Origin of the sequence: Bacillus sp. ISL-51 (genome assembly GCF_018613535.1) — a bacterium.
In the GTDB taxonomy this organism is placed as follows: domain Bacteria; phylum Bacillota; class Bacilli; order Bacillales; family Bacillaceae; genus Bacillus.
The window spans coordinates 92,871-110,518 of sequence record NZ_JAGGQB010000009.1 but is presented as its reverse complement, the minus strand read 5'-3'; the positions used below and the strand labels follow the sequence as shown (position 1 = coordinate 110,518).

Genomic DNA, 17,648 nt, shown 5'->3' with positions numbered 1-17,648 from the left:
ACAATGGGCTTGCAATTTAGCGTGCTTGCGAGCGGGAGTACGGGAAACGCGTTTTATCTGGAAACAGAAGAGCATTCTTTTCTGGTGGACGCCGGTCTGAGCGGAAAAGCAATGGACGGGCTGATGGCGCAAATTGGGCGCAAGATAGACGATGTAGACGGCATCTTTGTCACTCATGAGCACAGCGACCATATTAAGGGGCTCGGCGTCATCGCAAGAAAGTACCAGCTTCCCGTGTATGCCAATGAAAAGACGTGGAAGGCGATGGAGAATCAGATCGGCAAGCTGGACACCGGGCAAAAGTTCATCTTCCCGATGGAGAGCGTGAAATCATTCAGCGGGCTTGACGTCGAGTCTTTCGGCGTCTCCCACGACGCGGCCGAGCCGATGTTTTATGTCTTTCACTATCAAGGCAGAAAGCTCGCACTCATGACGGACACCGGATATGTGAGCGACAGAATGAAAGGCATTATCCGCGAGGCGAATGTTTTCGTTTTTGAAAGTAATCATGACGTCGGCATGCTGCAAATGGGGAGATACCCATGGAGCATTAAGCGCCGGATATTAAGTGATGTCGGCCACGTCTCAAACGAAGACGCGGCGCTCGCCATGACCGACGTGATCGGAGACGGCACGTCACGCATCTATTTGGCGCATTTGAGCCAAGACAATAATATGAAGGAACTGGCTAGAATGTCCGTTCAGCAGACATTAGCTGCGAAAGGATATGTCACCGGGGAATCCTTTGATTTATATGACACCGATCCGAAAAAACCGACGCCGCTGTGTGCCGTGTAATTTTTTCAAATGAATCATGATTATTAATTCGCGTTCTAACCCACACTATAACCAAATTGAGTTCTCTTGAAAGGATTTGAGATAGGGTGGATTATAATCGCGAGGATGAACAGTATGCCCCTGAACGGCCTCGCCGCAGCAAGAGAGGATACTTCCTTTCAAGTCTGATCGGCGTCATCGTCGGGGCTGCGCTCATGGCCTTTTTGCTGCCGTATTGGACAGGCGGTGACCATGGGGCAACCAGCATGAACACAAATCAGAATATCGGCAGCGAACAGGTGAAAACAGTAAATGTGAATGTCAATGATGCTGTCACGAAAATGGTCAGTGATGTATCGGATACGGTGGTCGGCGTCCTCAATATTCAAAAGACGGATATTTGGGGAGAAAGCGGTGAAGCCGGAAGCGGGTCCGGCGTCATTTACAAAAAGAACGGCAACACCGTCTATATCGTAACCAATCATCATGTCATTGAAGGCGCGTCTCAAATTGAAATCAGCCTGAAGGACGGATCGCGGGTGCCTGCCGACCTGATCGGAAGTGATCGGCTCATGGATCTCGCCGTCCTGAAGGTGAAAACCGACAAAATCAAAGCGATTGCCCAGTTCGGCAATTCCGATAAAGTGAAAGTCGGTGAGCCGGTCATCGCCATTGGGAATCCGCTGGGGCTTGAATTTGCGGGATCGGTGACACAGGGGATCATTTCAGGGACAGAAAGGACGGTCCCCGTTGATTCAAACGGTGATGGACAGCCGGACTGGAATGCGGAAGTGCTGCAGACTGATGCGGCCATTAACCCGGGGAACAGCGGCGGCGCTTTGATGGATATATCAGGAAAAGTCATCGGCATAAACTCGATGAAAATCGCAGAATCGGCTGTTGAAGGGATCGGCCTGTCCATCCCGTCTAAGCTTGTCATTCCCGTCATTCAGGATTTAGAGAAATACGGGGAAGTCAGACGCCCTTTCCTCGGCATCGAGATGAAATCATTAACCGACATTGCCAGCTACCATTGGAGCCAGACGCTTAAGCTTCCTAAAGGCATCAAAGCAGGAACGGTCATCATGGGAGTTGACGCTTTTTCACCGGCCGGAAAAGCGGGATTGAAAAAGCTCGACGTCATCACCGGATTTGACGGTCATAAGGTCAATGACATTGTGGATCTTCGTGAACGCCTGTATCAGAAAAAAATCGGTGATCGTGTGAAGATTACCTTCTACCGTTCAGGTAAGAAAAAAACAGCGGACGTCAAACTGTCGGAAGCAGAGCGATTACAGAAATAAAAAGCAGCCCGGGAAAAACCGGGCTGCTTTTTGATTACACTGCTGTTTGACAGCAGGCTTTTTTTAAGGTCATCATTGAATTACATAAACTGGATATATTATAATATTCGTAACAAGGAGGTGGGAACATGAAAACGGCGGATATGATTATTGTTTTGAGTGAAATTGATAATGAATGTGAAGGAAGAATTATATTGGAGTGCAGAATATAACTGCTCATAAGCAGTTGCGATTCACATTTTTCCGTTTGTATAGAAAGACTTGTCATGGAAACGTCCTTTTCGGGGCGCTTTTTTTATGCCGTTTTTTAGAAGCTCAATTGTGAAGAGAAGAATTTCAAACCGTTATTTGTATTTACCATCCCTCTGATAAAAAAAGAACTGAACGCGGGTCACATACGTTCAGTTGAAAAATAGGTATATTTAGAAAAAGGTAGACATGAACTTAGAACTTTGTGATTGAAACAGACTGATGGTACGAAATTGAAGCGCCGGCAAGTATAGATTTTTATTTGCAAATGCTTCCGTTTTCAGCGTTTACTTTTACCGTTTGTTCAGTATGGTTTTGAGCAGTAATTTTCACGATGTACACGCGGGTGCCGTTTTCTTTCTTCATTTCAGAAGATTTCACAGTGCCTTTGCAGTTGCTGAGTGCGATGGAATGCGCTTTTTCAGCTGCGATTATGACTTGTTTTTTCTTAACGTCTTCTTTCAGAACTTTACCGCTTTTGTCATCCATGTGGAGGGTATGCAGTTTGCCGTCCTGACCGAAAATGCTGACAACGTATACGGATACGCCGTTTTCCGTTTTCATTTTAGAAGATTTAACGACACCTTTGCAATGGTTCAAAGCGAAAGATTCCGCTTTTGCACGAGCCATGTTTACTTTGTTTTCCTTTATGTCATGCTTTACGATTTTGCTGTTTTTGCAATTAATATGGAAAGTATGAAGTTTACCGCTTTTGTATTCCTCCTTAATGTCATTGCTGGTTTCCCAACTAAGGCTAATTGTATAGATTCAAACTGAAAATCAAATGAGGACAAGCTGAAAACTTGCTGAATTCAGCGGATTTTCAGCTTAGATTCAGTTTGGTTTCAGATAAAAGCGAATAATAGAAGATGAAGCGAAAAAAATAAGGACAGGCGGATACATCTAAGGAGAGACTGCATTATGGATAAGTTGGAAGGCATCAAGGTGCTGATTGTAGATGATGAGCCGGCCATCATTGATTTTTTAACGATGGGGCTTGTCAATAAAGGATTCGAAGTGATGTCTGCGGCAGACGGGGTGGCGGCAATGAACCTTGTCAAAACATTTCAGCCTCATATTGCCGTTTTGGATATCATGATGCCGGGAATGGATGGGCTTGAGCTGTCAAGAATGCTCAAAAAAACAAGCAATACCGCTGTCATCATGCTGACTGCAAAGGATGAAGTGGAGCTTCGCGTGAAGGCGCTGATTGAAGGCGCGGATGATTATATGATAAAACCGTTCAGCTTCAAGGAGCTGATTGCCCGGATTTACGCAAGAATCCGGAATCAATTTCCCCACCTCTTTGATGAAGTGGTCTCGGGCCCTTTTCGAATTGATGACAGAAGCAGAGAAATTGTGTACAAAGGAGAGCCTCTGAAGCTGTCCGCAACCGAATATGAGCTGCTGAAACGATTGATGCTGCATCACGGAACAGTTCTCAGCAAAACGAGGATTCTGGATCAAGTATGGGGCTATGATTTCTATGGTGAAGAAAATATTGTCGAGGTATACATTCGCTCTTTACGTGAAAAATTGAAGGACAAAGAGCACAAAGTGATTCGTACGGTCCGCGGCGCCGGGTACAGGGCGGATCTGGGATGAAAATGAAAAAGCTATATAGAACCCTTCGTTTTCAGCTCCTGTTTCGGTCATTGGTGATTTTAACCCTGCTGCTATGCTTCGTCGTCGGCACACAGTACATGTTTATGGCACACAGGATGTATGAAAACCAAGCCATCAGCATCCAAAGCTATATTCATTCGATGGATCAAAATGTGTGGAAATCCATCAAAACACTTTCAAATTCTGAAAAACCGCCTCATCCGAATTTGCTGTACCCCGGGGGGACGGTTGCTTTTATCGGCAAATCAAACAAAATGTCTGTCTTATCAGAAGACCCTCACGCCGGAGCGCCGCCGTCTTTTCCGAAAAAAGTGTACCAAAACGCGCTTCAGGACACCATGGCGCTTCATTACCAGGTGGCTTATAACGATTCAGGGGAAGAAATCATTGTCGTGTTTCAGGCGATTTCCATTGATGGCAAACAGGCGGGAGTCATCCAAATGAGTACATTGACAGAGCCGCTGAATGATTTGCTTTTTCGGCAAATCAGTATTTTTGCGACGCTTTCCTTTGCGGCTCTGCTGATCGGCCTTTTTACATTTTTACCGGTTATTCGGCTTACGCTTAAGCCGTTATCGCGAATCGTGCATATGATGGGTGAAATTAATGCCGGAAATCTGAATAAAAGGCTTCCCATATATAAAAAGCAGGCGGAAATTGAGTCATTGGGTATATCCATTAATCGAATGCTGGAGCGGATTGAGAGGTCCTTCCGAGCGGAAAAAGAAGCAAAGGAGCGCATCCGGCAGTTTGTGTCTGACGCCTCCCATGAGCTGAGAACACCGCTTACCTCCATTCACGGTTTTATCGAAATTTTGATGCGCGGAGCGGCCGAGCAGCCGGAGCAGAAAGAAAAAGCGCTTCAAAGTATGTATGCAGAATCTGCCCGAGCGAATAAATTGATAGAGGATCTTCTGTTTCTTGCGAAAATTGACAGGGTGCCGAGCTTTGAAATGAAAAAAGGAGTGCTCGGAGCCGTCATCCTGGAAATGGAGCCTCAGCTGAAGCTGCTTGCGAGAAAACGAAAGCTGGAGTTTTTTGTGGATCAGGAAATAGAAACCGTCTTTGACCGGGACAAAATGAAGCAGGCCATTCTCAACCTCTTTTATAACGCGGTACAGCACACGGATGAACAGACGGGAATCATCACCGTATCGCTGCAAAAAGACGGAGGGATTATGCTCATGATTGCCGATAACGGTTCCGGCATCGCCCCGGAACACGTGCCTCATTTGTTTGATCGGTTTTACAGGGCAGAAACCTCGCGCGCGCGTAAATACGGCGGCACCTGGCTTGGGCTTGCGATCACAAAAACCATTATCGAGAGCCATAACGGAACGATCGAAGTGAAAAGCGAACAAGGAAAAGGCTCCGTGTTTATCATTCGGCTGCCGGGATAAATTGCTTTTTTTATCAGAGATAAAAAAGGAAGGAACTTTTTGGTTTATTCGAGAATACAACTCATTATTACCCAATTTGTTTTGGGAAAAGTCTGTATCTGCAAGATCCATGTATAGAGGGTTTTAGTGTAAAGGTTGATGGGCTCCTTTCTGTTCATGATTTAAAATGCAGATAGCGTGGAAAGGGGTATTCATTTGCGAAATAGAAACTTACTGTACTTTTCTGGTTTTTTCGGAAACTTTTTTTTTGAACGGGGAATATGGATTCTGTATTTAACCAGTTTGAACTATTCCTTGTTTCTTGTCGGCGTTTTGCAGTCGGTCTTAAATTTGGCCATGTTTTTAGCGGAAGTGCCAAGCGGCGTGATCTCCGACAGAATCGGGAGAAAAAAATCGCTGCTGCTTGGACACTTTATGGTCATTGTGTACTTGGCCATGTTCCTGTCATTCCATAATTTCTTTGCGCTGCTGATCGCCCATATTATATACGGTATCGGGCTGACGTTTATTTCGGGAACGGATCATGCCTTCCTGTTTGATTCATTAAAAGTGAACGGGAAAGAGAAATTGTACGGAAAGTCCATTGGAAATTATAATGGACTCGTCATTCTCGGTTTGGCCATAGCCATGGGAATCGGGGGATACTTGCAAGAGATTTCATGGTCGTATGTTTTTATTGCGGGTATTCTGACACAGCTGATCGCAATGGCTGTCATTACACAGCTGACGGAAATCACATTTGAGAACAGTGAACATCAAACGCAAACCGTCGGTGACATCTTAAAAGAAGTCAAAGATTTCTTCATGCTCAACAAAGCCTTTAAATATTTAGTCCTTTCTCTTTCTGTGTTCTTTGCCATTACATCGGTTTTTTATATGTACGGGCAGGATCTGTTAAACCAAGAAGGGCTTTCTGTACGTCATATATCCATCATTTTTGCGTGTCTGTCCATTGTGCAGGCGCTATGTTCCATCTTTTCCTCAAAGCCGGCAGAAAAATTCACACCGAGACGAGTGCTTCTTTTTACATTTTGCATCATCGGGGCAGCATACCTGTTCATTCCTTCGGGAAGTCTTTACGTGACGGTAGCGGCTTTTATCATCATTAATGCTCTGTATGACATTATCGAACCTGTCTCCAGCCAGGTGGTGAATAATGAAATCCCTTCAAGAACCAGAGCTACGTTATTGTCCATTATCAGTTTAATGACATCTTTCTTTATGTTCATTGCGTTCCCGTTTGTCGGCTTCTTAACGGACTATTTTGATTCAACCGTGCTGCTGACCGTCATCGGGGTGTTATCAATCTTGCTGTCGCTATTTATGCTGCTTAGCTTTTACAAACTAAAAGCGATTGTCGCCATCCAGAACAAAGTCGAGCTTTAATAGAATGACAAAAGGATGATGTACGTTGTTAAATATTCATAATCTTACGGTAAATCTGGCGGGAGATAACATTTTCAAAAATGTTTCCTTCTTTATCAATGAAGGAGAAAAGGTGCTCGTGGCCGGGCCGAACGGTTCCGGAAAGAGTACGCTGTTCAGGGCGCTTTCCGGTGAGCTGGAAGCCGTTGAAGGAACGATTGCCATAAACAAAGGGGAGAGGGTCGGATTACTTAAGCAAATCGCCGACCCCAATAAAGACCTTACATTATATGAATACCTGGAAAAATCATTTGATTCTCTAGTGGCGATTCAAAAGGAAATGAAGGCCATAGAAGCAAGACTGTCTGAAAGTCTGAGTGATGACGAGCTCACGAGTTTATTAGAACAAGTAAGGCTTTCCAACTATATCGAATATATTGATGAGAACAATGAAAACTGGTACTGTGACTGGAATTTTACGGCTTTAAACCAGAAAGATTTAGATCTCGTCTACTCTTCCCCCGATTACTTTACAAAAGATACATTAAGAGTGGATGAAGAAACCGGACAAGATTTCAAGTGGTTTTTTCTCGGCTCTCAACAAACAGGCACGCCGCTGCATCAGGACTTTAACCACACACACGCATGGAACGGCGTTATTTTCGGACAGAAGGAATGGATATTCCACCATCCGGATGATACCCCTTATTTGTATGAGGGAAACATCAATGTTTTTGATGAAAAGGACATGGAGCAGAAAGCGAATCCGATCCGCTTTACGCAAAAGGCGGGAGAAATCATTTACGCTCCCCGCAATTGGTGGCATCAAGTCGTGAATACAGAACATACCTTGGCGGTAAGCGAAAACTTTTAGTTTGCGAAAGAGCGGCTTGTTGACCAGCGGTAAATGTAAAAAGGCTGGGTATCTCAGCCTTTTTCTATTTCACCCGGTCCAGCCCGAATTTTTTCAGGCGGTATTGCAGGCTCTGTCTGCTGATCCCGAGCTCGCCTGCGGTTTTGGACACGTTATTGCCGTGCTTTCTTAAGATTTTTTCGATCATATACTTTTCGAAGCTTTCCATTTTATCCTTTAAATCGGCGCCGGGCTGGGTGCTTGCCGCGGCCGTTTGGCTGCTGTCAGCCGGCTTGATTTTCATGCGGTACTGATAGGGGAGGTGGGCTGCGGTCATGGTTGTCTCATCCGTCATAAAATTCATGGCGCCTTCAATGGTATGTTCAAGCTCACGAATATTGCCCGGCCAATCATATTCCAAAAAGAACTGCTTCACATCCTCACTGATCGAATCCACATTCATTTGGAACAGATGATTGTTTTTCTGAATAAATACCTCGGCCAGCGGCAGGACGTCCTCCTTGCGCTCCCGGAGCGGCGGAATGATCAGTGTGACAACGCTCAATCTGTAATATAAATCTTTGCGCAGCCGTTCTTCCGAAATCGCGGTGATCGGGTCTTCATTCATCGTGGCGATGATGCGGACATCAATCGGCTTGTCCTGGGCAGAGCCGATCCGCCTGATTTTCTTTTCTTGAAGGGCGCGGAGCAGTTTTGCCTGAAGGCTGAGGTTCAAAGAGTTGATCTCATCAAGCAGCAGGGTTCCTCCCTGTGCCTGTTCAAATAAACCGGGCTGGTCGATCGCTCCGGTAAAGGCGCCTTTTTTCGTGCCGAACAAAATACTCTCCACAAGGCTGTCAGGCAGGGCGGCGCAGTTTTGTGAAATGAACGGCGCACCGGAGCGCTGGCTGCCGTTATGGATGCTTTGAGCGAACAATTCCTTGCCTGTACCGGTTTCGCCTGCCAGAAGCACGGATGACGACGTGCGGGTTGCCCGTTTTGCGTTTTCAATAACCTCGCGGATGACCGGGCTGTTTCCGAGAATGCTGTCAAACGTGTAGCTGTTCTGTTCTTTTCGGTGCATGTTCTCCCTGATCAGACGCTCCAGCTTTGTCACATCCTTTGCGATCTCCACCGCCCCTTTGATCCCGCCGTCGTTCACAATCGGGAAGGTATGGTTGATCGTCGTGATTTCCTGGCCTTTATTATTGAAATAGCTTTGTTTCACGTTTTTAATTGTTTTTCCTTCTTGAAGAGCCTGTACAAGGGTGCTGTCCTGCTGATTCGAAAACATAAACACATCTGTCAGGTTTTTATGCAGAACATCCTCTTCGTCCATATCTTCAATCTGCATCATTTTCTTATTGTAAATGACGGTGCTGCCCTTCTCGTCCACCACATGCAGACCGACATCGATTTCCTCCAGAATGCTTTCTAAAACCAGTGTGAAAAATTCGCTGTTTGTGTGCAGAAGAATCCCCCCTTATAATAGTCTTAACATTCATTATTTTAAAATAAATAATGAGTGAAATGCAAAAAAATTTTGCGGTTATCCGTCCTTTGCAAAGAAACTGCCTGAAATTTTTGCAGGGAAACCGAGAATTTTGACGAAAAACCTCGTTCTTTCGGATTGGCACGATACTTGCTTTATAAAAAGGGAAAGCAAGAACTTGTGTTGAATGTTTAGAAAACAAGGGGGAATCAGAACATGTCAGCTTTATCAAAATCTCAAGAAATTATCAGTCAAACTTCACATTACGGCGCGAACAACTATCATCCTCTTCCGATTGTGATTTCTGAAGCTCAGGGTGTTTGGGTAAAGGATCCTGAGGGCAATCAATATATGGATATGCTAAGTGCTTATTCTGCTGTAAATCAGGGGCACAGACACCCGAAAATCATTCAGGCGCTGAAAGATCAGGCGGATAAAATCACTCTGACGTCACGCGCGTTTCACAATGACCAGCTCGGCCCGTTTTACGAGAAAGCAGCCAAGCTGACCGGAAAAGATATGATACTGCCGATGAATACAGGAGCTGAAGCAGTCGAATCGGCTGTGAAAGCGGCAAGACGCTGGGCTTATGAGGTAAAAGGCGTCGCAGACAATCAGGCGGAAATCATTGCGTGTGTCGGCAACTTCCACGGCAGAACGATGCTTGCGGTATCTCTTTCTTCAGAAGAAGAGTACAAACGCGGCTTCGGGCCGATGCTTCCGGGCATTAAATTGATCCCGTACGGCGACGCAGAGGCGCTGCGTCAGGCGATTACGCCGAATACTGCCGCCTTCTTATTTGAACCGATTCAAGGTGAAGCGGGCATCGTCATTCCGCCGGAAGGATTTTTACAAGAAGCGGCCGCTATTTGTAAGGAAGAAAATGTGCTGCTGATTGCTGATGAAATACAGACGGGGCTCGGCCGCACAGGCAAAACGTTTGCGATCGACTGGGAAAACATCGTCCCGGATATGTTCATTTTGGGTAAAGCGCTCGGCGGAGGTGTATTCCCGATCTCATGCATCGCAGCGAACCGCGATATTTTGGGCGTGTTTAATCCGGGCTCCCACGGCTCTACATTCGGAGGTAATCCGCTCGCTTGCGCGGTATCAATCGCGTCTCTTGAAGTACTTGAGGAAGAACGGCTGGCAGAGCGTTCTCTTCAGCTTGGAGAGTATTTTAAAGCGGAACTTGAGAAAATTGATAACCCCGTGATTAAAGAAGTGCGCGGCCGAGGCCTGTTTATCGGCGTTGAACTGACGGAAGCAGCCCGCCCGTATTGTGAGAAGCTGAAAAGCGAAGGGCTTTTATGCAAAGAAACACATGATACCGTGATCCGGTTTGCGCCGCCGTTAATGATTTCCAAGGAAGATTTAGATTGGGCGATCCAAAAGATCACAAAAGTGCTTCAAAGCGCATAAAACCATGATGGGCAGCGCTTTCCCTCCGCTTGTATGGAATTGACAAATAAAAAATTCAGCACTCTCTATTTGCGCAGCGTAAGTATTTTAGTATAATGTATCTTTATGTACGAAAATGAATTTTAATATAAAATCCATATACAAATAGAGGCTCTTTGGACAGCAAATCGGTTTCTAGCGCCGGCTTGGTTCCAATACAAGTTGCTGAAGGGGTGCAGAATGGTGAATACAAATCAACAAAATGAGAATCAGCTTCAGCGTACAATGAAATCGCGGCACTTATTTATGATTTCATTGGGCGGAGTGATCGGCACCGGGTTTTTCCTGAGTACCGGATTTACAATAAACCAGGCGGGACCGCTCGGCGCGGTTCTGTCCTATTTAGTCGGCGGGTTCATTATGTTTTTGACGATGCTCTGCTTAGGCGAGCTCGCGGTTGCCCTTCCCGTATCAGGGTCGTTTCAGACATACGCAACCAAATTTATCAGCCCCGCCTTTGGGTTTGCGTTCGGCTGGCTGTACTGGCTCGGCTGGGCGGTCACATGTGCGATTGAATTTTTATCCGCGGGCCAATTGATGCTCCGCTGGTTTCCGCATGTTCCCGTTTGGGTGTGGTGTCTTGTGTTTGTCGGGCTGATGTTTCTTTTGAATGCCATAACCACAAAAGCGTTCGCTGAGTCGGAATTTTGGTTTTCCGGCATTAAAATTTTAGTCATTCTGCTGTTTATTATTTTGGGCGGCGCCGCCATGTTCGGCCTGATTGACATGAAACACGGCGAGCAGGCTCCTTTCTTCTCTCATTTTTATGAGGATGGATTGTTTCCGAACGGCATTAAGGCTATGCTTATTACGATGATTACCGTGAACTTTGCGTTCCAGGGAACGGAGCTGATCGGGGTTGCCGCGGGAGAAAGTGAAGATCCGGAGAAAACGATCCCGCGCTCTATCCGGCAGACAGTATGGAGAACGCTTGTCTTCTTCGTTCTCTCTATCATTGTCATCGCGGGTATGATTCCGTGGAAGCAGGCGGGAGTTGTGGAAAGCCCGTTTGTCGTAGTTTTCGAACAAATCGGTATTCCGTATGCCGCTGATATCATGAACTTTGTTATCTTAATTGCGCTGCTGTCAGTAGCCAACTCAGGTTTGTTCGCATCGACGCGTATTCTGTATGCCATGGCGAACGAAGGACAAGCCTTTAAAGCGCTTGGAAAAACGAATAAACGCGGTGTGCCGCTGAACGCGCTGATGGTGACGCTGGCCGTTGCCTGTCTGTCTCTGTTATCTAAAGTGGCGGCGCCTGAAACCGTTTATATGTTTCTCTTATCGTTAGCGGGATTAAGCGCACAGGTCGGCTGGATTACAATTTCTCTGTCCCAATTGATGTTCAGGCGAAAATACATCCGTGAGGGCGGCAAAGTGGAAGACCTTAAATTTAAAACCCCGCTGTACCCAGTGCTCCCGCTCGTTGGGCTGACATTGAATACAGTGGTGCTCATCAGCCTTGCATTTGACCCGCAACAGCGGCTCGCCCTTTATTGCGGCATCCCGTTTATGGTAATCTGTTTTATCGTATATCATTTATATGTGAAAAAGCATAAGCAGTCAGATAAACACTTAGAGCTATAAATCATTTTTGTGTCCAAGTCATCTTTGAGGAAACCCGCATAGGACAACATACGACATGTTGAGGTGGAAAGACAGATGAATAAACAAATTTCAGTTATTGGTATGCCGATGGATTTAGGACAAGCACGACGCGGAGTGGATATGGGCCCGAGCGCCATCCGATATGCGCATCTCATTGAACGGTTATCTGACATGGGATATTCGGTAGAGGATTTAGGCGACATCCCCGTCAATCGTGAAAAACTCAAAGAAGATGAAGAGCTGAAAAACCTAAATTCGGTGCTCTCCGGCAATGAAGAGCTCGCCCAAAAGGTGAACAGCGTCATTGAGAAAGAGCGGTTCCCCCTCGTGTTAGGCGGCGACCACAGCATCGCGATCGGAACGCTTACCGGAACAGCGAAGCACTATAAAGAGCTCGGCGTCATCTGGTATGACGCACACGGCGACTTAAATACGCTGGAAACATCCCCGTCAGGCAATATTCACGGCATGCCTCTGGCCGTCAGTCTCGGCGTCGGGCACGACACACTTGTGAATTTGGGCGGTTATGCGCCAAAAATCAAGCCGGAAAACGTCGTGATCATCGGTGCGAGATCGCTTGACGAAGGCGAGCGCGAATACATCAAGAAAACCGGCATGAAGGTGTACACGATGCATGAAATCGACCGCCTCGGCATGACAAAGGTCATTGAAGAAACCATTAACTACCTGTCAGACTGTGACGGCGTTCACCTCAGCCTTGACCTTGACGGCCTTGACCCGAGCGACGCACCGGGTGTCGGCACACCTGTTGTCGGCGGAATCAGCTACCGGGAAAGCCATTTAGCGATGGAAATGCTGTACGATGCCGACATCATCACATCGGCTGAATTTGTAGAAGTCAATCCGATCCTCGATCACAAAAACAAAACCGGACAAACAGCGGTGGAGTTGGTGGAATCGTTGTTAGGGAAGAAGTTATTATAAAAAGAGACTTGCCTCCGCATTTGCGGAGGTTTTTTATTGCCATTAGGAAACTAGTCCGCTGTTACCCTCAAATCTGACCTGTAAATATGATATATTTATTACACAAATTGGGAAGGGGAGGTGTCTATCAGTTGATTGAGGTGATCGCCCATGAAAAAGTGGCTAAAAAAATCAGTGACTGGTATGAGGAAATCAAGAAGCACAAAACCGAATCGGCTAAGGCATTAAGAGAACAATTGCTTACGGATTTGCAAAACATGACACAACATCAAACGGTACTCCTGTATTTTAATTTGATTGATTCCCGCTATAAACTTTTGATGGAAGAGTATGAGAAAACAGACGGCATTTTAAAAACGATCCAGCTGAACGCCGATAAAGAAAAAACGGATCAGATGATTCAGTATTACTACTATTTTTTCTCGGGGATGCATGAGTTTTACAAAAAACGATTTACGAAAGCGATTAATTTTTACCGTATTGCAGAAAGCAGGCTCCGGCACATACCGAATGAGATTGAAAGAGCAGAATTTAATTATCAAGTGGCGATTGCCTACTATGAAATCCGGCAAAATTACTTTGCCATGAATCACGCTGAGAAAGCGTTAGAGATTTATAGAGCCAATGAAATGTATGCTGTCAGAGAAGCACAATGTGTAATGGTGATCGGCTGTAACAGAATGGATTTGTTTCATTATCAGCAGGCCGAGGAAATCTTACAAACCGCCATTCATCAAGCTTCAAAAGCAGGTGACGGGCATATTGAGGCGCTCGCTCATTTTAATTTAGGGATTTGCTATGAACGGCAGGAGAAATTAGCGGAAGCCAGAGTCGAGTTTGAAACAGCTCTGGAAAAGAAAGAACATATGAGTTCAGCCTATTCAGTGCGGAGTATGTACATGCTGTCCAGGGTGTTATTAAAGCAGGAACAAACGGACGAAGGGCGGTTCTGGCTGCATAAAGCGCTGCAAGCAGCCGAGGAAAAAAACGAATCAAGCTACAAGCATAAGCTCCGCATCTTACAGTATGTATTCATTGATCACAACGAAGAAATGCTCGCGGCAGCATTTGACGAGCTGAAACATTATGAGCTGTGGAGTGACGTAACGGATTTGACCTGCCAAGCCGCCAAGCATTTTAAAAAACAGGAGAATTACAAACTGGCGGCGAAATATTTCCAAGAATCAATTGATGCCAATGACCAAATTTTGAGATTGACGGAGGGGATTCGTAATGAAAACATGTAAATTCATTTTACTCTCAGTAACAATGGCAAGTCTCATCTCTATTGGACTCTTTACAGAAATTGATTCAGCAGCACAGACGGCACAAACCATTAAACCGGCAGAAAACGGCGCTTTCGGATAAAATGACACGACACAGCTGTGAGGCTGTGTTTTTTAAGGAGTGAATTCATGACCATTACCTTACAGCCGATGACGGAGCAAGAATTTCAATCCTACCTCGTTTATACAACAAAGCATTATGCTGAAGAAAAGATCAAGGCGGGAACATGGCTGCCTGAAGACGCGCCTGAATTGGCCGAGCAAACCTTTCTTGATTTGCTCCCTGACGGTCTGCAGACGGCCCATCATCATTTGTGGAGCCTGACACTGGACGGGAAGGAAGCGGCGGGCTGGCTGTGGCTGCACGCTGAACCGGCGCATCCGCAGCGCGACGCGTTCATTTATGACTTCGGCCTCTATTCTCCTTATCGGGGCAAAGGGTATGCGAAGCAGGCGCTCGCAAGGCTGGATGAAAAGGCCCGGGACATGGGAGTCCGTAAGCTGTCTCTGCATGTTTTCGCTCACAATGAAACAGCGCGGCGGCTTTATGAGAAGACCGGATTTCTGGAGACTGATATTATCATGAGTAAAAAGATATAACGAAAAGAGGCCCTGACTGCGGGCCTCTTTTTTTCATGATCGAACGTTCATTTCCCGGGCAATCGTTTTTGAACGCTGAAGATGCCCATTTTGTTATAAAATTTTTAAAAATCTGTAAATTAACTATTTTTTCGCTGCACTTCTGTCATATAATACAAATATGGAAAAAATTATATCTTGAGAAAAGAGGCGATGTTATGAAGTGTAAGAAAATGTTCAAAGCTGTCATTCCGTTTGCACTGACGTTTGCCATGGTTCTATCTTTCTCCGGTATGAATGTAAAAGCCAAAGAATCAGAAACGGCCCGCTACGCAAAAGAGATCGCGGAACTCCAGCAGGGCACGAGCCCGCAAGAGGTCATTCAGTCTGCAAAAGAGCTGGCCAAACAGAAGCATGTCACGACAGAATCCATCCTCAAGCAGTTTCACAGCGAAATCACCTCTGACAAGGTGCAAGGAAATGTAATCGCTTCCAAAACCGGATTGTCTGTCATGGGCGGTTCTTCAGGCACCAAAAAACTTCCGAAAAGCGTAAAAGGCAACATTTATTACACCAACTCTTACACAGCCTTTTACAACCACGGCCACGTCGGCATGTATTCGGCCGCTGATAAGATCGTAGAATCAGTCCCGGGAGACGGCGTTCGGCAAATCGCCTATAACGGAAGAGAAGTAGAAGACAATTCAATCGTCCAAACCGTCAGCGTCACGGACACCCAAAAACAAGCCGCCGCTGACTGGGCCGTATCAAGAGTCGGCGACGAGTACTCCTTCAACTTCGTCAATAACAGAAATACAGGCCATGAAGGCGCCAAAAACTGCTCGAAACTGCTGTGGTCGGCATTCCTCTTAAAAGCAGGGATCGACATTGACTCTAACGGCGGCTTAGGCGTATATCCGCGCGACATCACAAGCTCACCTTACACGAAAACGATTCTGACCATTAACTAAGGAGAAAAACGGTGAAAAAACTCATATGGATGTCTCTTGTGATCATCGTCGCCGCAGCGGTCTTATGTTTCTTTCACTTTCGGACAGAAGACCCTGCGGAGATCACAAGGGACGCACTGAATGACCCCGATTTTCTGAAAGATAAAGAGGCGCTGCTGTATTTCTCCACGACGGCCGACCAAGACGCCTTCGGAGGCGGAAAAAGCTATGCTCTATTCGCCGATGAAAAAGGAAGGCTCTCTTCCTATCAAATGAAGGGGCTTGAGCTCGGATCGGCCAAGGTGCATGACGGCAGCATGCTGCTGGAGGACAAAAAAGGCATCTATACCGTAAAAGACGGCCTTCACACGTATAAAAGAGCGTATCAGCATACGGGAGACAGCGCAGGGTATATCGACCGCACGAAAGGCTTCTACACGCTGTATAATTCAGGCTACGACAAAAGCGGCGGCAGCTATCGTTCAGAGCTGTACCGCCAGCTTGACGGCAAGTGGAAGCAAGATATCATCCCGCACTACATCCGCGCCTCAGGCTTTTTGAAAGGCCATATTTATGCGCTCACACCGACAGCTGACGAAAAAGGCTATCACGCCATCGACATTCAAGCTGAAAAAGAAAAGCTCCGCACCAAAACCATCGCAACATGGAAATATAAAGAAGGCGCATCGGTCGAATCCCAGCTCGCCGCGGACGATACCGCCATTTACTTCGTCACAAGAGGAGAAAAAGCCGATAACATGTATCAAATGGTGAAAATCATGAAAAAAAGCGGAGCCATCAAAACGTATGACATCGCCTCTTATAAAGATGACGAACAAACCCTTTATGATTCGATGCCGTTCAGTTTCAAAAAAAGCTTTTTCATGGAGCAGCACCGGCTCTACTTCATCGACGGCTTCGGCGCGGTATACCGCATCAGCGCTGAGACGGGAAAAAGCAAAAAAACCTTCACCCTCCCCGCATCAGGAATGAAAGCCGACTTCAAAGACCTGACCCATCAAAACGGAAAGCTGTATCTGTTCACGTACAGCTACAAAAAACCCGCCAAAATCGAATCCTTCGACCTGAAAACGGGAAAAAAACTGAACGACCGAACCATCCCAAACCTGAAAGACATCGTCACGCCGAAAAGCCATCTCAAGCTGTATGATGTTCAGGTGATGGGGGGGTTTGATTGATAAAGCAGAAGAAGTCAGGGTGAAGGAGGCAGACGATGAAGAAAAAGCTTGCTGCGGTGACCGTGTCGATCCTGCTGACATCCCTGCTTATTGGATATTTTCAAAATGGCAGAAAGCTGGACTGGATTGATCTGCTTTGTACATTAATTGCGTGTGTATTAGGAATTTGGATCATGTATCGGATGGAGAAAAGAGAGAATCAGCAATGAGCCGGACGTGACAGAACGCCGGCTTTTTTTGCGCCTATCAACAGCTTCATATGCCGAATTGTGGATAATACTCAGCCCGAAGTACTACTAACATGTGTACAAATAGGTTATATTGAGAAGAGAACAATTGCCGTGTGCAAAAGAAAACCGGAGGATGTAACAATGAAAACCGCTTATTATTCTTGTGAAGAACATATCGAAACCGTGCTGGACATGTACATAGATGATCATGAGCTTCCGCCCGAAATCAGAAAAATCGAACATACTAACAGTTTATCCACAGCCTGTGAATTATGTGGGGACACCGCAACATATCTAGTAGGGAACGAATGATCCTACACAAAA

General features: G+C 46.0%; 18 protein-coding genes and 1 pseudogene. 17 read left to right on the top strand and 2 right to left on the bottom strand.

The window, feature by feature from the left end:
* Positions 1-3 precede the first annotated feature (3 nt).
* Entirely contained in the window at positions 4-798 is a 795-nt protein-coding gene (locus J7E26_RS13590) for an MBL fold metallo-hydrolase (protein WP_214800266.1), read from the top strand.
* Positions 799-884: 86 nt separating this feature from the next.
* Complete coding sequence (locus J7E26_RS13585; protein WP_214800265.1) at positions 885-2,081, top strand: S1C family serine protease; 1,197 nt, start codon at positions 885-887, stop codon at positions 2,079-2,081.
* 507 nt (positions 2,082-2,588) lie between these two features.
* Here the strand turns inward: J7E26_RS13585 and J7E26_RS18330 are convergent.
* Positions 2,589-2,960: a PepSY domain-containing protein gene (locus J7E26_RS18330; protein WP_214985275.1), complete on the bottom strand. Its 372-nt coding sequence runs from the start codon at positions 2,958-2,960 to the stop codon at positions 2,589-2,591.
* A 291-nt stretch (positions 2,961-3,251) separates the two neighbouring features.
* On the opposite strand from J7E26_RS18330, the gene J7E26_RS13575 reads away from it, so the two are divergent.
* The 5 genes and pseudogenes from J7E26_RS13575 (at position 3,252) to J7E26_RS13560 (ending at position 7,595) form a co-directional block, all read left to right on the top strand.
* Positions 3,252-3,935, top strand: coding sequence for a response regulator transcription factor (locus J7E26_RS13575; protein WP_214800264.1), 684 nt, complete (start codon positions 3,252-3,254; stop codon positions 3,933-3,935).
* A gap of 2 nt (positions 3,936-3,937) precedes the next feature.
* Positions 3,938-5,356, top strand: a complete 1,419-nt coding sequence (locus tag J7E26_RS13570) for a sensor histidine kinase (protein ID WP_214800344.1) — start codon at positions 3,938-3,940, stop codon at positions 5,354-5,356.
* A 23-nt stretch (positions 5,357-5,379) separates the two neighbouring features.
* Positions 5,380-5,532, top strand: a pseudogene (locus J7E26_RS18550) (ABC transporter substrate-binding protein); the annotation flags it as partial.
* Between the two features lie 19 nt (positions 5,533-5,551).
* Positions 5,552-6,742, top strand: a complete 1,191-nt coding sequence (locus tag J7E26_RS13565; protein WP_214800263.1) for an MFS transporter — start codon at positions 5,552-5,554, stop codon at positions 6,740-6,742.
* Between the two features lie 25 nt (positions 6,743-6,767).
* Complete coding sequence (locus tag J7E26_RS13560; protein ID WP_214800262.1) at positions 6,768-7,595, top strand: ATP-binding cassette domain-containing protein; 828 nt, start codon at positions 6,768-6,770, stop codon at positions 7,593-7,595.
* Positions 7,596-7,659: 64 nt separating this feature from the next.
* Here J7E26_RS13560 and J7E26_RS13555 read toward each other — a convergent pair whose 3' ends face one another.
* Complete coding sequence (locus J7E26_RS13555) at positions 7,660-9,045, bottom strand: sigma-54 interaction domain-containing protein (protein WP_214800343.1); 1,386 nt, start codon at positions 9,043-9,045, stop codon at positions 7,660-7,662.
* 237 nt (positions 9,046-9,282) lie between these two features.
* Between J7E26_RS13555 and J7E26_RS13550 the strand changes: the two genes are divergently transcribed.
* The 10 genes from J7E26_RS13550 to J7E26_RS13510 all read left to right on the top strand — a co-directional run bounded on the left by J7E26_RS13550 (position 9,283) and on the right by J7E26_RS13510 (position 17,636).
* On the top strand, positions 9,283-10,488 hold the full coding sequence (locus tag J7E26_RS13550; RefSeq protein WP_214800261.1) for an ornithine--oxo-acid transaminase: 1,206 nt from the start codon (positions 9,283-9,285) through the stop codon (positions 10,486-10,488).
* Positions 10,489-10,710: 222 nt separating this feature from the next.
* Complete coding sequence (locus J7E26_RS13545; protein ID WP_214800260.1) at positions 10,711-12,114, top strand: amino acid permease; 1,404 nt, start codon at positions 10,711-10,713, stop codon at positions 12,112-12,114.
* A 75-nt stretch (positions 12,115-12,189) separates the two neighbouring features.
* The gene (rocF, locus tag J7E26_RS13540) at positions 12,190-13,080 is read left to right on the top strand and encodes an arginase (protein ID WP_214800259.1); all 891 of its coding nucleotides are present in this window, start codon (positions 12,190-12,192) and stop codon (positions 13,078-13,080) included.
* Between the two features lie 131 nt (positions 13,081-13,211).
* Positions 13,212-14,327 carry a response regulator aspartate phosphatase gene (locus J7E26_RS13535; RefSeq protein WP_214800258.1) on the top strand — a complete coding sequence of 372 codons (1,116 nt, stop codon included), beginning with the start codon at positions 13,212-13,214 and terminating at the stop codon, positions 14,325-14,327.
* Entirely contained in the window at positions 14,314-14,448 is a 135-nt protein-coding gene (locus J7E26_RS18480; RefSeq protein WP_262417547.1) for a hypothetical protein, read from the top strand. The genes J7E26_RS13535 and J7E26_RS18480 overlap by 14 nt, the downstream gene beginning before the upstream one ends.
* 47 nt (positions 14,449-14,495) lie before the next feature.
* Positions 14,496-14,966 carry a GNAT family N-acetyltransferase gene (locus J7E26_RS13530; RefSeq protein ID WP_214800257.1) on the top strand — a complete coding sequence of 157 codons (471 nt, stop codon included), beginning with the start codon at positions 14,496-14,498 and terminating at the stop codon, positions 14,964-14,966.
* 197 nt (positions 14,967-15,163) lie between these two features.
* Positions 15,164-15,916, top strand: a complete 753-nt coding sequence (locus tag J7E26_RS13525; protein ID WP_214985266.1) for a hypothetical protein — start codon at positions 15,164-15,166, stop codon at positions 15,914-15,916.
* 11 nt (positions 15,917-15,927) lie between these two features.
* On the top strand, positions 15,928-17,094 hold the full coding sequence (locus J7E26_RS13520) for a hypothetical protein (protein ID WP_214800256.1): 1,167 nt from the start codon (positions 15,928-15,930) through the stop codon (positions 17,092-17,094).
* Between the two features lie 35 nt (positions 17,095-17,129).
* Positions 17,130-17,303 carry a hypothetical protein gene (locus J7E26_RS13515; RefSeq protein WP_214800255.1) on the top strand — a complete coding sequence of 58 codons (174 nt, stop codon included), beginning with the start codon at positions 17,130-17,132 and terminating at the stop codon, positions 17,301-17,303.
* A gap of 162 nt (positions 17,304-17,465) precedes the next feature.
* Entirely contained in the window at positions 17,466-17,636 is a 171-nt protein-coding gene (locus J7E26_RS13510; protein WP_004393147.1) for a CxxH/CxxC protein, read from the top strand.
* The last annotated feature ends 12 nt before the right edge of the window (positions 17,637-17,648 follow it).

Coding starts and splice junctions, on each gene's coding strand:
- J7E26_RS13590 (WP_214800266.1), top strand. CDS start 4: ATGGGCTTGCAATTTAGCGTGCTTGCGAGCGGGAGTACGGGAAACGCG.
- J7E26_RS18330 (WP_214985275.1), bottom strand. CDS start 2,960: ATGGCTCGTGCAAAAGCGGAATCTTTCGCTTTGAACCATTGCAAAGGT.
- J7E26_RS13575 (WP_214800264.1), top strand. CDS start 3,252: ATGGATAAGTTGGAAGGCATCAAGGTGCTGATTGTAGATGATGAGCCG.
- J7E26_RS13570 (WP_214800344.1), top strand. CDS start 3,938: ATGAAAAAGCTATATAGAACCCTTCGTTTTCAGCTCCTGTTTCGGTCA.
- J7E26_RS13550 (WP_214800261.1), top strand. CDS start 9,283: ATGTCAGCTTTATCAAAATCTCAAGAAATTATCAGTCAAACTTCACAT.
- rocF (WP_214800259.1), top strand. CDS start 12,190: ATGAATAAACAAATTTCAGTTATTGGTATGCCGATGGATTTAGGACAA.
- J7E26_RS18480 (WP_262417547.1), top strand. CDS start 14,314: ATGAAAACATGTAAATTCATTTTACTCTCAGTAACAATGGCAAGTCTC.
- J7E26_RS13530 (WP_214800257.1), top strand. CDS start 14,496: ATGACCATTACCTTACAGCCGATGACGGAGCAAGAATTTCAATCCTAC.
- J7E26_RS13525 (WP_214985266.1), top strand. CDS start 15,164: ATGAAGTGTAAGAAAATGTTCAAAGCTGTCATTCCGTTTGCACTGACG.
- J7E26_RS13515 (WP_214800255.1), top strand. CDS start 17,130: ATGAAGAAAAAGCTTGCTGCGGTGACCGTGTCGATCCTGCTGACATCC.
- J7E26_RS13510 (WP_004393147.1), top strand. CDS start 17,466: ATGAAAACCGCTTATTATTCTTGTGAAGAACATATCGAAACCGTGCTG.